We start from the raw sequence: 17,512 nt of genomic DNA on the forward strand, positions 1-17,512 counted from the left end.
TTTGCGGACACGACAAAAACCGGGCATCTGTCGATGTCCGGTCAAAAGGCTTTCTGGAAAATCGCTGCATCACTTCACCTGTTTTGTTTTTTTAAGTGTGAGTGCGTGTAACTGATGGCCGACTATAAACCTGCCCGGCAAATAATCTCAATATATAATTTTACATCCCATATTTTGGGATTTATCCCGCGAACCGCGTGCAAGGATTTCCGGCGACATCTACGCGAAGCGATAACACCGCGCCATCCAGTGGATGGTTTAGCGGGCTCGCCGCGCTGGTGATGTACAGGGTTTTCAGGTCTTCGCCGCCGAATACGCAACTGGTGGGACGGCTGACGGGCAGTTCGATGATTCGATCGACGTGACCGTCCGGGGTCAGTCTGATCAGGCAACTGCCATCCCAGCGGGCGTTCCAGATGTAACCTTCGGCGTCCATGGCCGAGCCGTCGGGGACCCCACGTTTATCGGGACCGAACCAGACGTAAGCGGTGTCCAGATTGCCATCGGCGTGGATGAAGTAGCGGTACAGCGTGGCATCGAGGCTGTCAGCGAAAAACAATGTTGTCGCGTCATCGCTCCACAGCAGCGTGTTGGGAATTCCCAGCCCGCGAAGCAGCGGCGTGACCCGGGCATCGCGGTCGATGCGAAACAAGCCGCCGGAGCGACGAGTAACCGGCAAGTCTTCGCCGTTTTCGCCGATGTTGTTCTGCATGGTGCCGAGCCAGAGCCGACCCTGTGCATCGCAACGGGCTTCGTTGGGGCGGTTGCCGGGTTGCGGGTCGGCCATGCAGAGCAAGGTCAGGCGTGGTTCAAGGCCCGGTGAGTCGAGGTCCAGACGATAGACGCCGCTGCTCAACGCGACCAGCGCATCCCCGCTTTCACAGGGGATGAAAGCGGAGACGTGTTCCGGCATTTCCCAGATCTGGACGTTGGCGCCGATCAGCCGCAGCGCTTGTTTGCCGGCGATGTCGACCCAGTACAGCGCCTGCGTCGGGGCATCCCAGAACGGGCCTTCGCCAAGCCGCGCACGGTGCTGGGTCAGCGCTTTCAACGTCATGAAACCTCCTGCCTTGTTCTTGTATTTATGGGGAATGTGTGTGGTCAGCCGGTTTTTTGTCGGCCATGACCTGAGGGTAGAAGCGTTTGATCGCCAGGTCTGCGTTGTCGATCAGGGTCATGCACGCCCACACCCCGCGCGCGGCGTCGCGGGCGGCGATGGCTTCGGCCATGTCTTTGTGGATGGGCAACGTACGGCGCAGTTCGTCGGGGTCGGCAGCGGACACTTCGAACGACACCGCCAGCAGCGCGCCGAGCGCCGGGACCATTTGTTCGATGAATTGATTGTGGCTGGCGGCGAGGATGCACTCGTGGAACACCCGGTCGGCGCGGTTGTAATCGACGCCGCTGTCCACGGCCCGCTCCAGCGCGTTGTAGGCCAGGAGGATGGCCTGCACTTGCTCGACCGTCGCCCGTTCACAAGCCCAGCGCACGGCCATCGGCTCGATGGTGCGGCGCAGGTCGAGCAAGTCGTCGACGAAGTTTTCCGGCAAACCGCTGCGTGACAGCCAACCGACGACTTGCGGATCGAAGAGGTTCCAACGGCGCACCGGCAGCACCCGTGTGCCGACCTTTGGCCCGACTTCAAGCATGCCTTTGGCGACCAGGGTCTTGATGGCTTCACGGATGACCGTTCGGCTGACACCGAGCTGCTCGCCCAAGTCGGCTTCGACCTTGAGGGTTTCACCGGGCTTGACCTGGCCAGCGGCAATCCAGCAACCCAGCCAATCGACCGTTGAGGCGTGAAAACTGCTGGACATGGAAACCTCAAAACCGCGCGCGATGGAGCGATACGCTAATCATCATATGATTGGGTGTCAATTGGATTCGTCGGGAAATGTGGCGATCAAATGTGGGAGCGGGCTTGCTCGCGAATGCGGTGTCACAGGCAACTTATTCGTTGAATGTTGAACCGCTTTCGCGAGCAAGCCCGCTCCCACGCTTAATCAGCTCAAGGCTCGAGACCGATGGGGAAGAACTCGCCGCCACTCCACACGCCAAGCCAGCGTTGCCCGTCGATTTCACGGGTCACGGCCAGTTCCACCAGTTGGTAGAACACATTGCGGTGAATCAGCGCTTCAAGGTTGGTGCGCACATGCACATACGGCGCGGGCTCTTGAGTGACCGGATCGATGACCACGCGAATCGGGTGTTCCGCGCCTGCCTCGGCCGTTTCATCCACGTTGGTGGTAAACCGCAGGAGCTGAGCCTCCCCCTCGCCTTCCACATCGACGGCAATCGCCACGAACGGCGCATCGTCGACCTTGATCCCGACTTTCTCGACCGGTGTGATCAGGAAGTAATCATCGCCATCGCGACGAATGATGGTCGAGAACAATTTGACCATCGGCTTGCGCCCGATCGGCGTGCCCAGGTAATACCAGGTGCCGTCGCGGGCGATGCGCATGTCGATGTCGCCACAGAAATCGGGGTTCCACAGGTGGACCGGCGGCAAGCCTTTGGTCTTGGGGATTTGCCCCAACAGGTCGTTGGCTTTTTGCGGGCCACTCATGGTGTTCTCCTTTAAATTACTGGTCGCTGATCCCGATCAGGCTGCGCGCGTATTGCTGCAGCGGTGGGCCGATCAGGTCCTCTGGCGAGTTGTCATGGAACGTCAGTAAACCGCCACGACTTTTGATGCGTGCAGTATCAATCAAATACTGGGTGCTGGTCTCGATCAACATGATTTGAATCACGCCGCTGTCGATGCCGAGTCGGTCCACGTATTCCTGATCGAGCCACTCATCGGAGTTACCGATGCGGTCGTCAGCCTTGGCGAACCTCGTGTAAAGCAGGTAATGGGCACCGGCAGCACGGGCTTCTGCCATGGCCTGGTCGAGGCCTTCAGGTGCACGGGCACGGCGTACCATCGGGAAGTATTCGATAAAGCCGTTAAAGGCTTCTTCGGCCACCACGTTTGGACGCGGATAAGGATTGCCCGGTGGCGAAAAGGCACCTTGGGCAATGTAGATGAACGAGTCCGGCTGGATCCGCAGGTTGTTCACCCGACGGCTGTCGCTGTGATCCAGTAACCCAGCGTCGCTCATCTGGTAGCGAGTCCCTTCAGCCATGTCGCTGACATTCATGCAGCCACCAAGCGCCAAAACGGCCAGCAGCAAAACCAGGCTACGCATCCTACCCTCCAGAGGCCGGTGACGGAAAACCGGCGAATGGCCATGGGATGCAGCTTCCGCGCCAGTCTTGAGCTGAGGGATGCTTGCAAATAGATAACGCAAATTTGTGGCGAGGGAGCTTGCTCCCGCTCGGTTGCGCAGCAGCCGTAAATTCTGAGGAATGCAGTGTCTTTGGAAATTCGGGGGCCGCTTCGCGCCCCAACGGGAGCAAGCTCCCTCGCCACAGGGCGTGTCAGCCGCCAATAATCTTCATGACCGTCGCACCACCGGAGAACGCCACTTCCTGCTTGTCACCCAAGGCCTTCACCAGCAGCCGCTGCAATGCCGGCAGCGCTTGATGGCGAGGCTTGTCGAGCAAGTCGCCGACATAATGGCGATTGCTCGACGACAGGCAGCCGTGCAGCCAACCCGTGGACGACAGACGCAAGCGCGAACAGGTACGGCAGAACGGAACGCTTTCATTGGCGATCACGCCGAAGTGCCCCTGCCCCGGAATTTCATAACGCACCGCAGTGGCATCGACCGGCGCATCGGCCTGCAGATACTCATAACGCTCGCCAATCAGGCTCAGCAACTGCTGGAGGCTGACGAACTGTTGCAGGAACGCATTGGAGTCGGTGGCCAGGTGGCCCATGCGCATCAGTTCGATGAAGCGCAACTCATAGCCGCGTTCCAGGCAGTAATCGAGCAGCGGCATCACCTGATCAAGGTTCTGTCCGCGCAGCGGCACCATATTGACCTTGATCTTCATGCCCGCCGCGCTGGCCTGATCCATGCCGTCGAGCACGGTCGCCAGATCGCCGCCGCGGGCAATGCTGCGAAAGGCGCTGGCGTCCAGGGTGTCGAGGGAGACGTTGATACGTCGAATACCGGCGTCCACCAGCAACGGCAGCTTTTTCGCCAGCAACTGACCATTGGTGGTCAGGCTGATGTCTTCCAGGCCCATTTGGCCGACGGCAGTCATGAAGGCTTCGAGTTTGGGACTGACCAGCGGCTCGCCGCCGGTGATGCGCAACCGCTCGATGCCGGCCGCTTCGATCAAATACGCCACGCCGCGCGCCATGGCCTCGGCCGACAATTCATCCTGCGCAGCCACCAGCCGCTTGCCGTTGGGCACGCAGTAGGTACACGCGTAATTGCAGGCTGAGGTCAGACTGATCCGCAAATTGCGAAAACGCCTGCCTTGACGGTCAACGATCATGGATCACTCCGGCGATGGACAAGTGGAACGCGCAAAACTTGACTCAGAATTCAAGTTTTGGCAAGTCCCAAGCCTGAGTATATTCCTGCGGTACTGCGCCATATAGCGAAATCATGGCGCAATCAGGCAGCTGAATGGTTCAGCTGTTCGGAGTGTCGGTGTCGCGCTTGCGCTTGTTGCCCATGCGCACGCCGATGTCCATCAGGAACTGGAAGAAGCCTTCCTGATCTTCCAGCACATTGCTCCAGAACGGCGAGTGATACAGAGCAACAGCGCCATGCACCAGCGCCCAGGATGCGCAGTAATGGAAGTACGGCGGCACGTCTTCGAGCTTGCCTTCGCTGATCCGGCCTTTGATCAGCAGGGTCAGGCGTTCGAAGTTCGAGGCGCGGATCTTGTGCAGTTCCTCGACCATCTCGGGCACTTGATTGCCCTTGACCACCTTCTCTTCCAGGCGGTCGAACAACCGATAACGTTGCGGATCGCGCATGCGGAATTCGAAGTAGGCCCGGGACAGCGCTTCCTTGTCCTTGTCGACATCGGCCGAATGCAACAGCTCGTTCAAATCACGCTCGTAATCAAGCATCAGGCGCAGATAGATCTCTGCCTTGGATTTGAAGTGCTTGTAGATCGTGCCTTTGCCGATACCGACGGCATCAGCAATCATCTCGACGGTGACACTGTCTTCACCTTGGTCGAGGAACAGCTTGAGCGCGGTATCGAGAATTTCTTGCTCGCGGCGACGAAACTCACGGACCTTACGAGGTTCTTTATGCATAAGAAAAGGTCTGTTGGGGGTCAAAATTCGAAGCCGCGTATTATGCCTAACTTACGCAAAAATGCACGGATCATCCGACCATATCTGTGTTTCTTGATGATTTCCCGCAGGCTCGCTCATTGATGAGAACTCTTCCGAAGCGGGCGTATTCCAAAATTGTTTAAAAACCGGTGCCCGTAAACTGGACTAGGCGCAATAGTGATCAATACTTGAACTGTCGGCGAGACATCTCCCCCAAGTGTTGCGCCGATATTGGTACCAACGGACCGCGTACCATTGTTTTACTCCTAATGGTCTTAACCCGGATTCACCCCCCAGAACCCGGGTTTTTTTTGCCTGCGATTTGACCCTGCGCAGCGAGCCTGCCCGCGATGGCGGCATTGAGTTCTAAACCGGTTTCACATGCGCCAAAGGGAACAGCCGCTTGAAATTCTCGGTGGTCTGCTCGGCAAATCGCTCGTAAGGCTCACCCCGCAACATCGCCAGAAACTCCGCGACTTCCCTGACGTACTGCGGCAGGTTCGGCTTGCCGCGATACGGGATCGGCGCGAGGTAGGGCGAGTCGGTTTCCACCAGCAAGCGGTCGGCCGGCACTTTGCTGGCCACATCGCGCAGCGCGTCGGCATTGCGGAAAGTGACAATACCGGACAAAGAAATGTAATAGCCCATGTCCAGCGCGGCCTTGGCCATGTCCCAGTCTTCGGTGAAGCAATGCAGCACGCCAGCCTGTGGCAGCGCCGCCTCTCGCAGCAAGCTTAAAGTATCGGCACGGGCGCCACGGGTGTGGATGATCACTGGCTTGCCGGTCTGCTGCGCTGCCTGCAAATGAAGGCGGAACGACTCCTGCTGCAACTCGGCCGCTTCCGGTTCGTAGTGATAATCCAGACCGGTTTCACCAATCGCGACGACGCGCGGGTGGTTGAGCTCGCGCAACAACCAGTCCAGCGCTGGCGCAGCGCCCGGTTGCACGTCCAGCGGATGCACGCCGACCGAACAATCGACGTCGTCATAACGTTCGGCCAGGGCTTTGACGTCGGCGGCGTTGTCGACACTGACGCCGATGCACAGAAAGTGCCCTACCCCGCGCTGACGGGCAGCGTCGAGCGCAGCATCCAGGGAGCCGTCGTGGGCGGCGAGGTCGAGACGATCAAGGTGACAATGGGAATCTACGAGCATAAAAGGGCTGCAACTTACATCGTATGAGTGGGACGGTCGGATTTGAGGGCTCCGGCCAGGTGGGTTTCGATTCGACTGCGCGCCGTGTTGTCGCCGTCGTTGAACTGCACGCCGACCCCGGCGGCACGGTTGCCCTGAGCGCCTTTGGGGGTGACCCAGGTGACTTTGCCCGCGACCGGAATCTTTTCGGCTTCGTCCATCAGGTTCAGCAACATGAAGACCTCATCGCCCAACTTGTAGCTTTTATTGGTCGGGATAAACAGGCCGCCGTTCTTGATGAAGGGCATGTAGGCCGCGTACAGCACGGACTTGTCCTTGATGGTCAGGGACAAAATGCCGTTACGCGGCCCCGGGTTGACGAGTTCATTCATGCGGACCTCCACTGCTGATGCACAGAGCATAGGCGCAGACGATCACTTCTGGGTAGGCAACGAGGCCCATTGCACCAGCAGCGCTTCCAGCAACAGCGCCGGATTGAGGTTGGCCTTGCTCATCACCTTCTGACGTTGGGCGAGGATCCAGTCCTGGATAGTCAGGACTTTATCCTGAGCGGCTTTCTGCGCCAGGTACTGAATCACCTTACGCATGTCCGTCAATCCCAGACCGTCTTCATCCTGGGTCAACTGATAGCGCAGGATCAGGCTCGACCAGTCGCAAAACCAGTCGAACAGCAGCAACTGCGGAATGGTTTTCCACTCTTCGGCCAATTGCGTCGGCGATTGCTGTTGCTTGAGCAACTTCTTCACGCCCTCCACCACCAGTGCGCGCTGTTCGCGCACACCCTGGGCCTGCAACTTGACCGCGCCCAGCGGAGAACCGGCGGCCAGCGTCAGCAGCTCGACGCGCTCTTCTTCCGAGCTGTCCGGCAAGGCCTTCGCCAGCCACGCAAGGCTCATTGCTTCGCTCGGCAGCGGGCAGGCCTGCTGCACACAGCGGCTCTTGATGGTCGGCAACAGACGACTGGTCTGGTGACTGACTAACAGCAGAACGGTATCGCCCGACGGCTCTTCCAGGCTTTTGAGCAAGGCGTTGGCGGCGTTGACGTTCATCGACTCGACCGGCTCGATCAACACCACTTTGCGCCCGCCCATCTGCGAGGTCTGCACCACGAAGCTGACCAGGTCGCGGACCTGATCGACCTTGATCGCCTTGTCGGCTTCTTCCGGCTCGAGGATGTAATGGTCGGGATGGCTGCCAGCCTTCAGCAGCAGGCAAGATTTGCATTCACCACAAGCGTCCTGCGCGGTTGGCCGCTGGCACAGCAGGCTGGCCATCAAGCGTTCCGCCAGCGCGCGCTTGCCGATCCCGGCCGGGCCGTGCAGCAGATAGGCGTGAGCGTGCTGCTTTCGACCGGCCAGCTGTTGCCAGAGACTGTCCTGCCACGGATAGGCTTCAGCCACGGGTCAACTCCAGCAGACGCGGCAACAAGGCGTCCAGCGATTGTTGAACCTGTGCCAGCGGCTGGGCGGCATCGACCAGCACATAGCGCGCCGGATCCGCCTCAGCGCGCTTGAGGAACGCACTGCGCACGGCATCAAAAAAGGTTCGGCCTTCGAGTTCGAAACGGTCCAGGCGACCGCGAGCACTGGCGCGGGCCAGGCCCACTTCCACCGGCAGGTCGAAGATCAACGTCAGGTCCGGGCGCAGATCGCCCTGGACGAAGGTTTCGAGCGTCGCGATGCGCTCCAGCGACAAACCGCGACCGCCGCCCTGATAGGCGTAAGTGGAATCCGTGAAGCGATCACACAACACCACCGCACCACGGGCCAGCGCCGGGCGAATCACTTCGGCCAGATGCTGAGCGCGTGCGGCAAACACCAGCAGCAGTTCCGTGTCGGGGTTCATGACTTCATCAACCGGGGCCAGCAGCACTTCGCGAATCCGCTCGGCCAACGGCGTACCACCCGGTTCGCGGGTCAGCACCACTTCGATACCGGCAGCGCGCAGGCGCTCGGCCAGGTATTCGCGATTGGTGCTTTTGCCGGCGCCTTCCGGGCCTTCCAGGGTAATAAACAAGCCAGTCACGGGCAGTCCTTATCAGAAATTATTGCGGGCTTTGCGGAGCGACAGCTTCCGGCGCGGGCTCAGATGCAGGTGGAGGTGCAACTTCAGGTGCCGGAGCAGGTTCAGGCGTCGCTTCTTGCGGCGCTACGGAGGGCAAAGCCTCGGGATCAGGATTCGGCGAAGCCGCTGGAATCGGTGCCTCGGCTTCCGGTGCTTCGCCATTCACCGCCTCTGGCGCAGAGATCGGCGCCGGGCTGGAACGATAATCGGCGCGACGCTTGAGCTGGAACTCGCGCACTGCGTTGTTATGGGCATCCAGATCATCGGAGAACACATGGCTGCCATCGCCGCGCGCGACGAAGTACAGGCTGTTGCCGGCCACCGGGTTCAAGGCGGCATGGATGGCTTCGCGGCCAACCATGGCAATCGGCGTCGGTGGCAGGCCCGAGATCACGTAAGTGTTGTACGGGGTCGCTTCCTTGAGATGGGCGCGAGTCAATTTGCCGCTGTAGCGATCACCCAGGCCATAGATCACCGTCGGGTCAGTCTGCAGCAACATGCCAATGGCCATGCGTCGAACAAAGACCCCGGCAATCTGCCCACGCTCTTGCGGCACGCCCGTTTCCTTCTCCACCAGCGAGGCCATGATCAGCGCCTGATAGGGTTCGGTGTACGGCGCATCAGCAGAACGTTGATCCCACTCTTTGGCGAGGACCTCGTCGAGGCGGTCATAGGCTTTTTTCAGCAGATCGACGTCGCTCATGCCACGCACGAAGCGATAGGTGTCGGGAAAGAAACGACCTTCCGGGAAAATCCCGCGGTGACCGAGTTTCTCCATGACCTGGCTATCGCTCAAACCTGCGATTGTCTGCTCGAGTTTTTCATCTTTGGCCAGGGCGGCGCGGACCTGGCGGAAATTCCAGCCCTCGACCAGCGTCACGCTGTACTGAACCATTTCGCCGCGTTTCCACAGGTCGATCAGCCCTTCTACCGTCATGCCCGGAAGCATGCGGTATTCGCCACTGTGCAACGGTTGCTTGGGCAGATTGAAGCGCCAGTAAACGCGCAGCCAGAACGCGTCCTTGATGACGCCGTCAGCTTCGAGTCGATAGAAGGTGCGGGTGGGTGTCGTGCCTTTGGGCACGTCCAGCAGCTCTTCCTGGGTGATGTTCAGCGGTTGTTCCAGCGCCGAATGGATTTTCCAGGCAGAAGCGCCCAGACACAGCCCCGCCAGTACCAATCCGGTTTCCAGCAGCAGCAAGAATTTACGTCTCACGTATCAAGCATCCAGTAGCGCGCGGGCAATGGTTTGGAGTTTACGGGTGAGCGGCCCAACCGGCCAGCTCAGCGCAGCATAGGCGCGCACCGGCCAAACGCCATACACGCTGTTGCAGACAAAGACTTCATCGGCCCATTGCAGCTGTTCGAGCGTGATGTCGCTCACTTGCGTGGGGATCCCCGATGACTCGGCTTGAAACAATAATTCGGCACGCATCACACCGGCCACGCCGCAGCGTTTCAAATCGGCGGTGATCAGCACGCCATCGCGCACCAGGAACAGATTACTGAACACGCCTTCGATCACGCGACCGGCCTGATCCAGCATCAAGCCTTCGGCATGTTCGGTGTCATGCCATTCGGAGCGGGCAATCACTTGCTCAAGACGGTTCAAGTGTTTGAGCCCGGCAAGCAAGGGTTGTCTGGAAAGTCGTGTGGTACAGGGGAACAATCGAACGCCCTGCTCGGCGTGCCCAGCCGGATAAGCCGCGGGCGGATTGCCTTGCAGAATGCGTCGGGCTTGCGCCGAAGGATCAGGTGCATAACCGCGCAGACTGTCGCCGCGCGTGAGGATGAGCTTGAGCACGCCCTCACCAAGCGCTGCGGCATAGGCCAGCAATTCGTCGCGAACCAGGTCGTGATCCGCCGTGATCGCCAGGCGCGAACAGCCTTGCGCCAGACGCGACAGATGCCGGTCCAGCAACAGCGGCTGCCCACCGTGCACGGCAATGGTCTCGAACAGACCATCACCGTAAGCCAGGCCGCGATCCTTCAGCGACAGAGCGTCAGCCGGCTGACCGTCGACCCAGCTGTCCATCAGTCAGCGAACCGGCGGAACACCAGCGAGCCGTTGGTCCCGCCAAACCCGAAGGAGTTCGACAACACCACATCGATGTCCATGTTGCGCGCCGTGTGCGGCACGAAGTCGAGGTCGCAACCTTCGTCCGGTTCATCGAGGTTGATGGTCGGCGGCGCGACCTGGCTGTTGATTGCCAACACGCTGAAGATCGCTTCGACGGCGCCCGCCGCACCCAACAGGTGACCGGTCATGGACTTGGTCGAACTGACCGCCAGCTTGTAGGCGTGATCGCCGAACACCGACTTGATCGCGCAGGCTTCGGCAAGGTCGCCGGCCGAAGTCGAGGTGCCGTGGGCGTTGATGTATTGAACCTGATCAACGTTGACCTTGGCATCGCGCAGGGCGTTGGTGATGCAACGTGCAGCACCCGCACCGTCTGCCGGTGGCGACGTCATGTGGTAAGCGTCGCCACTGGTGCCGAAGCCGATCAGCTCGGCATAGATGGTCGCGCCGCGCGCCTTGGCGTGTTCCAGCTCTTCTAGAACCAGAGCACCGGCACCGTCGGACAGGACGAATCCGTCACGGCCCTTGTCCCACGGACGGCTGGCACGGGTCGGCTCATCGTTGCGGGTCGACAGCGCGCGGGAAGCACCGAAGCCGCCCATGCCCAGGCCACACGCGGCCATTTCGGCGCCGCCGGCAATCATCACGTCGGCTTCGTCGTACATGATGTTGCGGGCTGCCATGCCGATGCAGTGCGTACCGGTGGTACACGCCGTGGCGATGGCGTAGTTAGGTCCCTGTGCACCCAGGTGGATGGACAGGAAACCGGAAATCATATTGATGATCGAGCCTGGCACGAAAAACGGAGAGATCCGCCGTGGGCCGGAATCATGCAGGGTGCGGCTGGTTTCTTCGATATTGGTCAGACCGCCAATACCCGAACCCATGGCCACGCCGATACGCTCGCGGTTGGCGTCAGTGACTTCCAACCCCGAGTTACGCACCGCCTGAAAACCTGCGGCCAGACCGTATTGAATGAACAGGTCGAGCTTGCGCGCTTCCTTGACCGACAGGTATTCCTCGACATTGAAGCCCTTTACCGAGCCGCCAAAACGGGTGGAATAGGCAGAAAGGTCGGTGTGTTCGATCAGACCAATGCCACTGCGGCCAGCCAGAATGCCCTGCCAACTGCTCGGCACATCCGTGCCCAGTGGCGACAACATACCCATACCGGTGACTACGACGCGTCTACGCGACACAGCACTCTCCTTTTTTCAAATGACGACTTTGCATCAGGCCTAAAGAAAAAACCGCACGCCGTGATGGCAGTGCGGTTTTTCCATGACAGCAAGCAACGATTACAAGCTATTAAGCCTGGTGGTTAGTAACGTAATCGATTGCGGCTTGTACAGTAGTGATCTTCTCAGCTTCTTCGTCAGGGATTTCGGTCTCGAATTCCTCTTCCAGAGCCATCACCAGCTCAACGGTGTCAAGGGAGTCGGCACCCAGGTCTTCAACGAAGGAAGCAGTGTTAACCACTTCTTCTTCTTTAACGCCCAGTTGCTCAGCAACGATTTTCTTGACGCGCTCTTCGATGGTGCTCATACCTTGTTTTCACTCCTAATGGACAAATTCAGGCAGCTGGCCAGTGGGTAAGTGTATAGAAAGACTTTTCAGCTTTTCAACTGAAAGCTTCACTCCTCAAACCCGACAGCCCTCTGCCTATAAATAGATTGCAGCTTTATAACGGATTTTAGACAGCTCGTATGACATTTTTTTGAAGCGATCCGTCACATTTAACTCATGTACATCCCGCCGTTCACCGGGATTGTAGCCCCAGTAACGTAAGCCGCACCGTCCGATGCAAGAAAAGCGACCACAGACGCGATCTCTTGTGCTTGTCCCAGACGGCCCAGCGGAATCTGCGTCTGCAAGGCTTCACGCTGCGCCTCGGGCAATTCGCGAGTCATATCGGTGTCGATGAACCCAGGGGCCACCGAGTTTACCGTAATCGAACGCGAACCGACTTCACGCGCCAGTGCACGGCTGAAACCTTCCAGACCGGCCTTGGCGGCAGCGTAGTTTACTTGGCCTGCGTTGCCCATGGCACCCACAACCGAGCCGATACTGATAATTCGTCCCCAACGGGCTTTGGTCATGCCGCGCAAAACGCCCTTGGAGAGGCGGAACAGACTGTTCAGGTTGGTATCGACAACGTCATGCCACTCGTCGTCTTTCATGCGCATCATCAGGTTATCGCGGGTGATACCGGCATTGTTGACCAGGATCGCCGGCGCACCAAACTGTGCAGTGATGCTCGCCAGTACCGCAGCAACAGATTCGTCGCTGGTGACGTTGAGCTCAAGACCGGTGCCTTGAATACCGTTTTCTTTCAGGGTCGCGGCGATGCGCTCGGCACCGGAAGCGGAGGTCGCGGTGCCAATCACGATGGCGCCCTGACGACCCAGTTCCAGGGCGATGGCCTGGCCAATGCCACGGCTCGCGCCGGTGACCAGTGCAACTTTACCTTGCAGGCTCATGCAAGTTTCTCCTGATTCAGGCCAGCGCTGCGCGAGCGGCAGCGAAAGCGTCTGGGGTATTGAGGTTGGATGTCGACACGCCTTCGGCGCAACGCTTGTTCAGACCGGCCAGCACTTTGCCAGGACCGCATTCGACCAATTGGGTCGCGCCCTTGGCAGCCAGTGCCTGGACCGATTCAACCCAGCGCACGGGCTTGTAGAGTTGCTCAAGCAGATCACGCTTGAGGGTTTCCAGATCGGCCGGCACATTGGCGCTGACGTTCTGTACCACAGGGATCTGCGGCGCCTGCCAATTGATGGCGGCGATGGACTCGGCGAAACGCTCGGCTGCCGGACGCATCAGTTCACAGTGCGACGGCACGCTGACCGGCAATGGCATGGCGCGCTTGGCCCCACGAGCCTTACAGCCTTCGATGGCGCGCTCGACCGCTGCCTTGGCACCGGCGATGACCACCTGGCCCGGGGAGTTGAAATTCACCGCGCTGACCACTTCGCCTTGCGCCGCTTCGGCACAGGCTGCCAGCACATCAGCATCTTCCAGACCGAGGATAGCGGCCATGCCGCCCTGCCCGGCCGGAACGGCTTCTTGCATCAACTGACCGCGACGCTCTACCAGTTTCACGGCGTCACCCAGACTCAAGCTGCCAGCAGCGACCAGGGCGCTGTATTCGCCCAGGCTGTGACCGGCAACATAAGCCGGACGCGCGCCACCTTCGGCCAGCCACAGACGCCACAAGGCGATCGAGGCGGTGAGAATGGCCGGCTGGGTTTTATCGGTTTGATTGAGTTGCTCTTCCGGCCCTTGCTGGGTCAGTGCCCACAGGTCGTAACCCAGGGCATCGGAAGCTTCTTTGAATGTTTCGAGGACAACCGGATGTTGCGCGCCCAACTCGGCCAGCATGCCGAGGGACTGCGAACCCTGTCCTGGAAAGACGAATGCGAGGGAAGCAGACATGTAACGAGCCCCTAATGATCTTGTCGTCGGAGAAATGACGTCCCGCTTGGGGACGCAAGAAACTGACAGTTGGATGGCCAATTAAACTGAGCGGTCACATTTAAGCATTGTCTGACAAAAACGCCTAAAGCAACAAATCCTCCAGACGACCGTGTATCCGTTCCGGCAGGTTTTCCTGAATCTCGATGAGCGCGCGGGAAATGGCGCTCTGGAAGCCCTGCACCCCCGCCGAACCATGGCTCTTCACCACAATCCCCTGCAATCCCAGGAAGCTGGCACCGTTATGCCGTGCAGGCGCGAGATCGGCTTGCAGACGTTTCATCAACGGCAATGCCAGGGCGCCGACCATTTTCGAGGCGAGGTTTTTCTTGAACAAGTCTTCGATGCGCCCGGCAATCATGGTTGCCAGACCTTCGCTGGACTTGAGCAGGATATTGCCGACAAAGCCGTCACACACCACCACATCCGCCTCGCCACGGTACAAACCGTCACCTTCGACAAAACCGATGTAATTGATGCCCCGGGCTGCCTGCAACAAGGTGGCGGCCAGCTTGACCTGCTGATTGCCCTTGATGTCTTCGGTGCCGATATTCAGCAACGCGACACGCGGGCGAACAATGCCGAGCGTCTCCGCCGCCACCGAACCCATCACCGCGAACTGCAACAAGTGCTCGGCACTGCAATCGACGTTGGCGCCCAAGTCGAGCAACTGGCAGTAACCCTTCTGCGTCGGAATCGCCGCCACCATCGCCGGACGGTCAATGCCCGGCAAGGTCTTGAGCACAAACCGCGACAACGCCATCAGCGCGCCGGTATTGCCGGCACTGACACAGGCCTGGACCTTGCCATCACGCAGCAACTCCAGCGCCACACGCATCGACGAATCAGGCTTGCCACGCAGGGCCTGCGCAGGCTTTTCGTCCATGGTGATGACTTCGGTTGCGGGCACGATCGACAGGCGCGAGCGATCCACAGCCGATTGGCCAGAGAGCAATTCTTCAAGTAGGGAGGGTTGACCGACGAGGGTCAGGTGCAGCGAGGGTGTAGCAGACAGGCAAGCGAGGCTGGCCTGAACAATGCTGCGGGGACCGAAGTCCCCGCCCATTGCGTCAATCGCGATGACTTGAGCGGACAAGTGATTACTCGTCAGCGCCCTTGTCGATCACTTTACGGCCACGGTATACGCCTTCTGGCGATACGTGGTGACGCAGGTGAACTTCACCGGTGGTTTTTTCTACAGACAGGGTGCTAGCCTCGAGAGCGTCGTGCGAACGACGCATGTCACGGGCGGAGCGGGATTTTTTGTTCTGCTGAACAGCCATAATTGATTAACTCCTAAACGTTTGGGTCACGCTTTAACTGCGCCAATACACTGAACGGGTTGGACCGCGTTACCTCGTCCTCGCTCGGTTCGGGCTCATCGAGACCCGCCGGCTGCTGGCATTCTTCCGGATGATGAGCAGGCACAATGGGCAAGGCGAGCAGAAGCTCCTCCTCGATCAGTGACTGCAGATCCAAAGGATCTTCGCCCAGTTCCAGCACGTCATAACCTTTCGGCAACGACTGGGTATTCGCACCCTCCTTCACCACAGCATAACTGCATTCGCTATGGATCGGCAGGGTGACCAGCTCAAGACAACGCTGGCAAACCATTTTGACTTCGGTGTCGATAAAGCTGTGAATGACCACAGATTTACGTTCATCTCGTTCAAAAACGAATTTAGCCTGCACCGTACCGACAGTGTCGGAAAGCGGGTCGCAGAGTCTCTCCAAATCGGCCAGCAGCAGTTCACCTTGAAGGGTGGTGCCACGGTCAGCCAATTTGCGCGGGTCAACGTGAGGTGGAATCGGGTCATTCAACATAGGCGCAGCATTATAGGGATGCACCCAGCCATGTCAAAGGAAATTCAGCCCTGTCCGTCACTTGCAAGCCTCCGCTAGAATTCGTGCCTGACTTTTGGAGTTGCGCATGCTGCCTTTATTACTCGCTTCAAGCTCGGCGTATCGCCGGGAATTGCTGGCCCGCTTGCAGCTGCCGTTCACCTGCAGCTCGCCGGATATCGACGAAAGCCACCGACCGGGCGAGCCGGCTATCGAACTGGTCAAACGCCTCGCCAAAGAAAAAGCCCAGGCACTTGCGGGCAGCCATACCGCTCATCTGATCATCGGCTCCGACCAGGTCGCAGTACTCGGCGACCGCATTATCGGCAAACCCCACACCTTCGAAAAGGCCCGCGAGCAACTGCTGGCCTCCAGCGGCGCCAGCGTGACTTTTCTCACCGGCCTGGCGCTGCTCAACAGCCAGACCGGCGAATGCCAGGTCGATTGCGTGCCGTTTACCGTCAACATGCGCACCCTGGATCAGGCACGCATCGAACGCTACCTGCGCGCCGAACAGCCCTACGATTGCGCTGGCAGCTTCAAGGCCGAAGGTTTGGGGGTGAGCCTGTTTCAAAGCACCGAAGGCCCTGACGCCACCAGCCTGATCGGCCTGCCGTTGATTCGCCTGATCGACATGCTGCTGGCCGAAGGCGTGCAAATTCCCTGACCATAAAAAAACCGGCCACGTAGGCCGGTTTTTTATGCCGCCACCGAATCAGCGCATCGATGGACCGTGAAAGCCCATCCACATCGCCAACTGCTCGGCAACGCTGGCGCCGAGCTTTTTCGAGAAGCGATCGAACGGCGATTCCTGAACAGTGAAGTCCACCAGTTCTTTCTCGCCAATCACGTCACGAGCCACCGAACTGGCATTGCCCAGACCATCGATCAGACCGAGCGGCAGCGCTTGCTCACCGTTCCAGACCAACCCGGAGAACAACTCCGGATGCTCTTTGTCCTTGAGGCGATCGCCACGACCCTTCTTCACGCTGTTGATGAACTGCTGGTGCGTAGTGTCCAGTACACCCTGCCAGAACTGAGTTTCCTCAGGCTTCTGCGGCTGGAACGGATCGAGGAACGACTTGTGCTCGCCCGACGTATACGTCCGGCGCTCCACACCCAGCTTCTCCATGGTGCCGACAAAGCCGTAGCCGGCCGCCGTCACACCAATGGAACCCACCAGGCTCGCCTTGTCGGCGTAGATCTGGTCTGCCGCACTGGCGATGTAGTAAGCGCCGGAAGCGCCCAGGTCCGAGATCACCGCATACACCTTGATCTGCGGATGCAAGCCACGCAGACGGACGATTTCGTCATACACGTAACCCGACTGCACAGGACTGCCACCCGGGCTGTTGATGCGCAGAATGATGCCTTTGACCTTATCGTCCTCGAAGGCCGCGCGCAGGCTGCCGACGATGTTGTCGGCGCTGGCCGACTCTTTGTCGGCGATCATGCCAACCACGTCGATCAACGCCGTGTAGTTGGAGCTGCGAGTCGCACTCTTTTCCATATCCATCAGCGGCGTGAACAGGATCAGCGCCACAAACAGATACACGAACGTCAGCAACTTGAAGAAAATCCCCCAGCGACGGGAGCGACGCTGTTCCTGCACGCCGGCCAGCAGGGTTTTTTCCAGCAGCTTCCAGCTTTTTTCGTCACCGCTCTCTACGCTCGCCTTGGCGGGCGCTTTCCATTCGTCGGTCATG

General features: G+C 59.3%; 21 protein-coding genes. 1 reads left to right on the forward strand and 20 read right to left on the reverse strand.

Features of this window, described 5'->3' with window-relative positions; all coding sequences use genetic code 11:
• Positions 1 to 181: 181 nt before the first annotated feature.
• The 19 genes from BK660_RS07275 to BK660_RS07370 form a co-directional block, all read right to left on the reverse strand.
• Entirely contained in the window at positions 182 to 1,057 is an 876-nt protein-coding gene (locus BK660_RS07275; RefSeq protein WP_123432747.1) for an SMP-30/gluconolactonase/LRE family protein, read from the reverse strand.
• A gap of 25 nt (positions 1,058 to 1,082) precedes the next feature.
• Positions 1,083 to 1,817, reverse strand: coding sequence for a FadR/GntR family transcriptional regulator (locus tag BK660_RS07280; protein ID WP_123432748.1), 735 nt, complete (start codon positions 1,815 to 1,817; stop codon positions 1,083 to 1,085).
• A gap of 191 nt (positions 1,818 to 2,008) precedes the next feature.
• Positions 2,009 to 2,569, reverse strand: a complete 561-nt coding sequence (locus tag BK660_RS07285) for a DUF1285 domain-containing protein (protein WP_027924051.1) — start codon at positions 2,567 to 2,569, stop codon at positions 2,009 to 2,011.
• Positions 2,570 to 2,585: 16 nt separating this feature from the next.
• Entirely contained in the window at positions 2,586 to 3,191 is a 606-nt protein-coding gene (locus BK660_RS07290) for a DUF4823 domain-containing protein (RefSeq protein ID WP_123432749.1), read from the reverse strand.
• A 232-nt stretch (positions 3,192 to 3,423) separates the two neighbouring features.
• On the reverse strand, positions 3,424 to 4,392 hold the full coding sequence (locus BK660_RS07300; RefSeq protein WP_123432751.1) for a GTP 3',8-cyclase MoaA: 969 nt from the start codon (positions 4,390 to 4,392) through the stop codon (positions 3,424 to 3,426).
• Between the two features lie 139 nt (positions 4,393 to 4,531).
• A complete protein-coding gene (locus BK660_RS07305; RefSeq protein WP_123432752.1) occupies positions 4,532 to 5,170 on the reverse strand; it encodes a TetR/AcrR family transcriptional regulator in 639 nt (212 codons plus the stop codon).
• Positions 5,171 to 5,557: 387 nt separating this feature from the next.
• Positions 5,558 to 6,346 carry a TatD family hydrolase gene (locus BK660_RS07310; protein WP_059182344.1) on the reverse strand — a complete coding sequence of 263 codons (789 nt, stop codon included), beginning with the start codon at positions 6,344 to 6,346 and terminating at the stop codon, positions 5,558 to 5,560.
• A gap of 14 nt (positions 6,347 to 6,360) precedes the next feature.
• On the reverse strand, positions 6,361 to 6,717 hold the full coding sequence (locus BK660_RS07315) for a PilZ domain-containing protein (protein ID WP_123432753.1): 357 nt from the start codon (positions 6,715 to 6,717) through the stop codon (positions 6,361 to 6,363).
• A 42-nt stretch (positions 6,718 to 6,759) separates the two neighbouring features.
• The gene (locus BK660_RS07320) at positions 6,760 to 7,746 is read right to left on the reverse strand and encodes a DNA polymerase III subunit delta' (RefSeq protein ID WP_123432754.1); all 987 of its coding nucleotides are present in this window, start codon (positions 7,744 to 7,746) and stop codon (positions 6,760 to 6,762) included.
• Positions 7,739 to 8,371 (reverse strand): dTMP kinase, encoded by a 633-nt coding sequence (gene tmk, locus BK660_RS07325; protein WP_008152325.1) that lies wholly within the window; start codon positions 8,369 to 8,371, stop codon positions 7,739 to 7,741. Before tmk ends, BK660_RS07320 begins: the two co-directional genes overlap by 8 nt.
• 19 nt (positions 8,372 to 8,390) lie before the next feature.
• Positions 8,391 to 9,626, reverse strand: a complete 1,236-nt coding sequence (gene mltG / locus BK660_RS07330; RefSeq protein ID WP_123432755.1) for an endolytic transglycosylase MltG — start codon at positions 9,624 to 9,626, stop codon at positions 8,391 to 8,393.
• Between the two features lie 3 nt (positions 9,627 to 9,629).
• Positions 9,630 to 10,445 carry an aminodeoxychorismate lyase gene (gene pabC, locus BK660_RS07335; RefSeq protein ID WP_123432756.1) on the reverse strand — a complete coding sequence of 272 codons (816 nt, stop codon included), beginning with the start codon at positions 10,443 to 10,445 and terminating at the stop codon, positions 9,630 to 9,632.
• Positions 10,445 to 11,689 carry a beta-ketoacyl-ACP synthase II gene (fabF, locus tag BK660_RS07340; RefSeq protein ID WP_027924042.1) on the reverse strand — a complete coding sequence of 415 codons (1,245 nt, stop codon included), beginning with the start codon at positions 11,687 to 11,689 and terminating at the stop codon, positions 10,445 to 10,447. Before fabF ends, pabC begins: the two co-directional genes overlap by 1 nt.
• Positions 11,690 to 11,798: 109 nt before the next feature.
• Positions 11,799 to 12,035 carry an acyl carrier protein gene (gene acpP, locus BK660_RS07345; protein WP_003442511.1) on the reverse strand — a complete coding sequence of 79 codons (237 nt, stop codon included), beginning with the start codon at positions 12,033 to 12,035 and terminating at the stop codon, positions 11,799 to 11,801.
• A gap of 191 nt (positions 12,036 to 12,226) precedes the next feature.
• Entirely contained in the window at positions 12,227 to 12,970 is a 744-nt protein-coding gene (gene fabG / locus BK660_RS07350) for a 3-oxoacyl-ACP reductase FabG (protein WP_027924041.1), read from the reverse strand.
• 16 nt (positions 12,971 to 12,986) lie between these two features.
• On the reverse strand, positions 12,987 to 13,925 hold the full coding sequence (fabD, locus tag BK660_RS07355; protein ID WP_123432757.1) for an ACP S-malonyltransferase: 939 nt from the start codon (positions 13,923 to 13,925) through the stop codon (positions 12,987 to 12,989).
• Positions 13,926 to 14,049: 124 nt separating this feature from the next.
• Positions 14,050 to 15,060, reverse strand: coding sequence for a phosphate acyltransferase PlsX (gene plsX, locus BK660_RS07360; RefSeq protein WP_123432758.1), 1,011 nt, complete (start codon positions 15,058 to 15,060; stop codon positions 14,050 to 14,052).
• A 4-nt stretch (positions 15,061 to 15,064) separates the two neighbouring features.
• Positions 15,065 to 15,247 (reverse strand): 50S ribosomal protein L32, encoded by a 183-nt coding sequence (gene rpmF / locus BK660_RS07365; RefSeq protein ID WP_003179396.1) that lies wholly within the window; start codon positions 15,245 to 15,247, stop codon positions 15,065 to 15,067.
• Between the two features lie 13 nt (positions 15,248 to 15,260).
• Complete coding sequence (locus BK660_RS07370) at positions 15,261 to 15,788, reverse strand: YceD family protein (protein ID WP_004371317.1); 528 nt, start codon at positions 15,786 to 15,788, stop codon at positions 15,261 to 15,263.
• Positions 15,789 to 15,894: 106 nt separating this feature from the next.
• Here BK660_RS07370 and BK660_RS07375 point away from each other — a divergent pair, with 106 nt between their 5' ends.
• The gene (locus tag BK660_RS07375) at positions 15,895 to 16,473 is read left to right on the forward strand and encodes a Maf family protein (RefSeq protein ID WP_123432759.1); all 579 of its coding nucleotides are present in this window, start codon (positions 15,895 to 15,897) and stop codon (positions 16,471 to 16,473) included.
• Between the two features lie 48 nt (positions 16,474 to 16,521).
• Here the strand turns inward: BK660_RS07375 and BK660_RS07380 are convergent, their stop codons facing one another.
• Positions 16,522 to 17,511, reverse strand: coding sequence for a S49 family peptidase (locus BK660_RS07380; RefSeq protein WP_123432760.1), 990 nt, complete (start codon positions 17,509 to 17,511; stop codon positions 16,522 to 16,524).
• Position 17,512 lies beyond the last annotated feature (1 nt).

It is taken from the genome of Pseudomonas brassicacearum, assembly GCF_003732265.1.
GTDB classification, from domain to species: domain Bacteria; phylum Pseudomonadota; class Gammaproteobacteria; order Pseudomonadales; family Pseudomonadaceae; genus Aquipseudomonas; species Aquipseudomonas brassicacearum_D.

Bases quoted from the DNA above. Each gene is read 5' to 3' on its own strand.
- BK660_RS07275 (WP_123432747.1), bottom strand. From the start codon at position 1,057: ATGACGTTGAAAGCGCTGACCCAGCACCGTGCGCGGCTTGGCGAAGGC.
- BK660_RS07280 (WP_123432748.1), bottom strand. From the start codon at position 1,817: ATGTCCAGCAGTTTTCACGCCTCAACGGTCGATTGGCTGGGTTGCTGG.
- BK660_RS07285 (WP_027924051.1), bottom strand. From the start codon at position 2,569: ATGAGTGGCCCGCAAAAAGCCAACGACCTGTTGGGGCAAATCCCCAAG.
- BK660_RS07290 (WP_123432749.1), bottom strand. From the start codon at position 3,191: ATGCGTAGCCTGGTTTTGCTGCTGGCCGTTTTGGCGCTTGGTGGCTGC.
- BK660_RS07300 (WP_123432751.1), bottom strand. From the start codon at position 4,392: ATGATCGTTGACCGTCAAGGCAGGCGTTTTCGCAATTTGCGGATCAGT.
- BK660_RS07305 (WP_123432752.1), bottom strand. From the start codon at position 5,170: ATGCATAAAGAACCTCGTAAGGTCCGTGAGTTTCGTCGCCGCGAGCAA.
- BK660_RS07310 (WP_059182344.1), bottom strand. From the start codon at position 6,346: ATGCTCGTAGATTCCCATTGTCACCTTGATCGTCTCGACCTCGCCGCC.
- BK660_RS07315 (WP_123432753.1), bottom strand. From the start codon at position 6,717: ATGAATGAACTCGTCAACCCGGGGCCGCGTAACGGCATTTTGTCCCTG.
- pabC (WP_123432756.1), bottom strand. From the start codon at position 10,445: ATGGACAGCTGGGTCGACGGTCAGCCGGCTGACGCTCTGTCGCTGAAG.
- acpP (WP_003442511.1), bottom strand. From the start codon at position 12,035: ATGAGCACCATCGAAGAGCGCGTCAAGAAAATCGTTGCTGAGCAACTG.
- fabG (WP_027924041.1), bottom strand. From the start codon at position 12,970: ATGAGCCTGCAAGGTAAAGTTGCACTGGTCACCGGCGCGAGCCGTGGC.
- fabD (WP_123432757.1), bottom strand. From the start codon at position 13,925: ATGTCTGCTTCCCTCGCATTCGTCTTTCCAGGACAGGGTTCGCAGTCC.
- rpmF (WP_003179396.1), bottom strand. From the start codon at position 15,247: ATGGCTGTTCAGCAGAACAAAAAATCCCGCTCCGCCCGTGACATGCGT.
- BK660_RS07370 (WP_004371317.1), bottom strand. From the start codon at position 15,788: ATGTTGAATGACCCGATTCCACCTCACGTTGACCCGCGCAAATTGGCT.
- BK660_RS07375 (WP_123432759.1), top strand. From the start codon at position 15,895: ATGCTGCCTTTATTACTCGCTTCAAGCTCGGCGTATCGCCGGGAATTG.
- BK660_RS07380 (WP_123432760.1), bottom strand. From the start codon at position 17,511: ATGACCGACGAATGGAAAGCGCCCGCCAAGGCGAGCGTAGAGAGCGGT.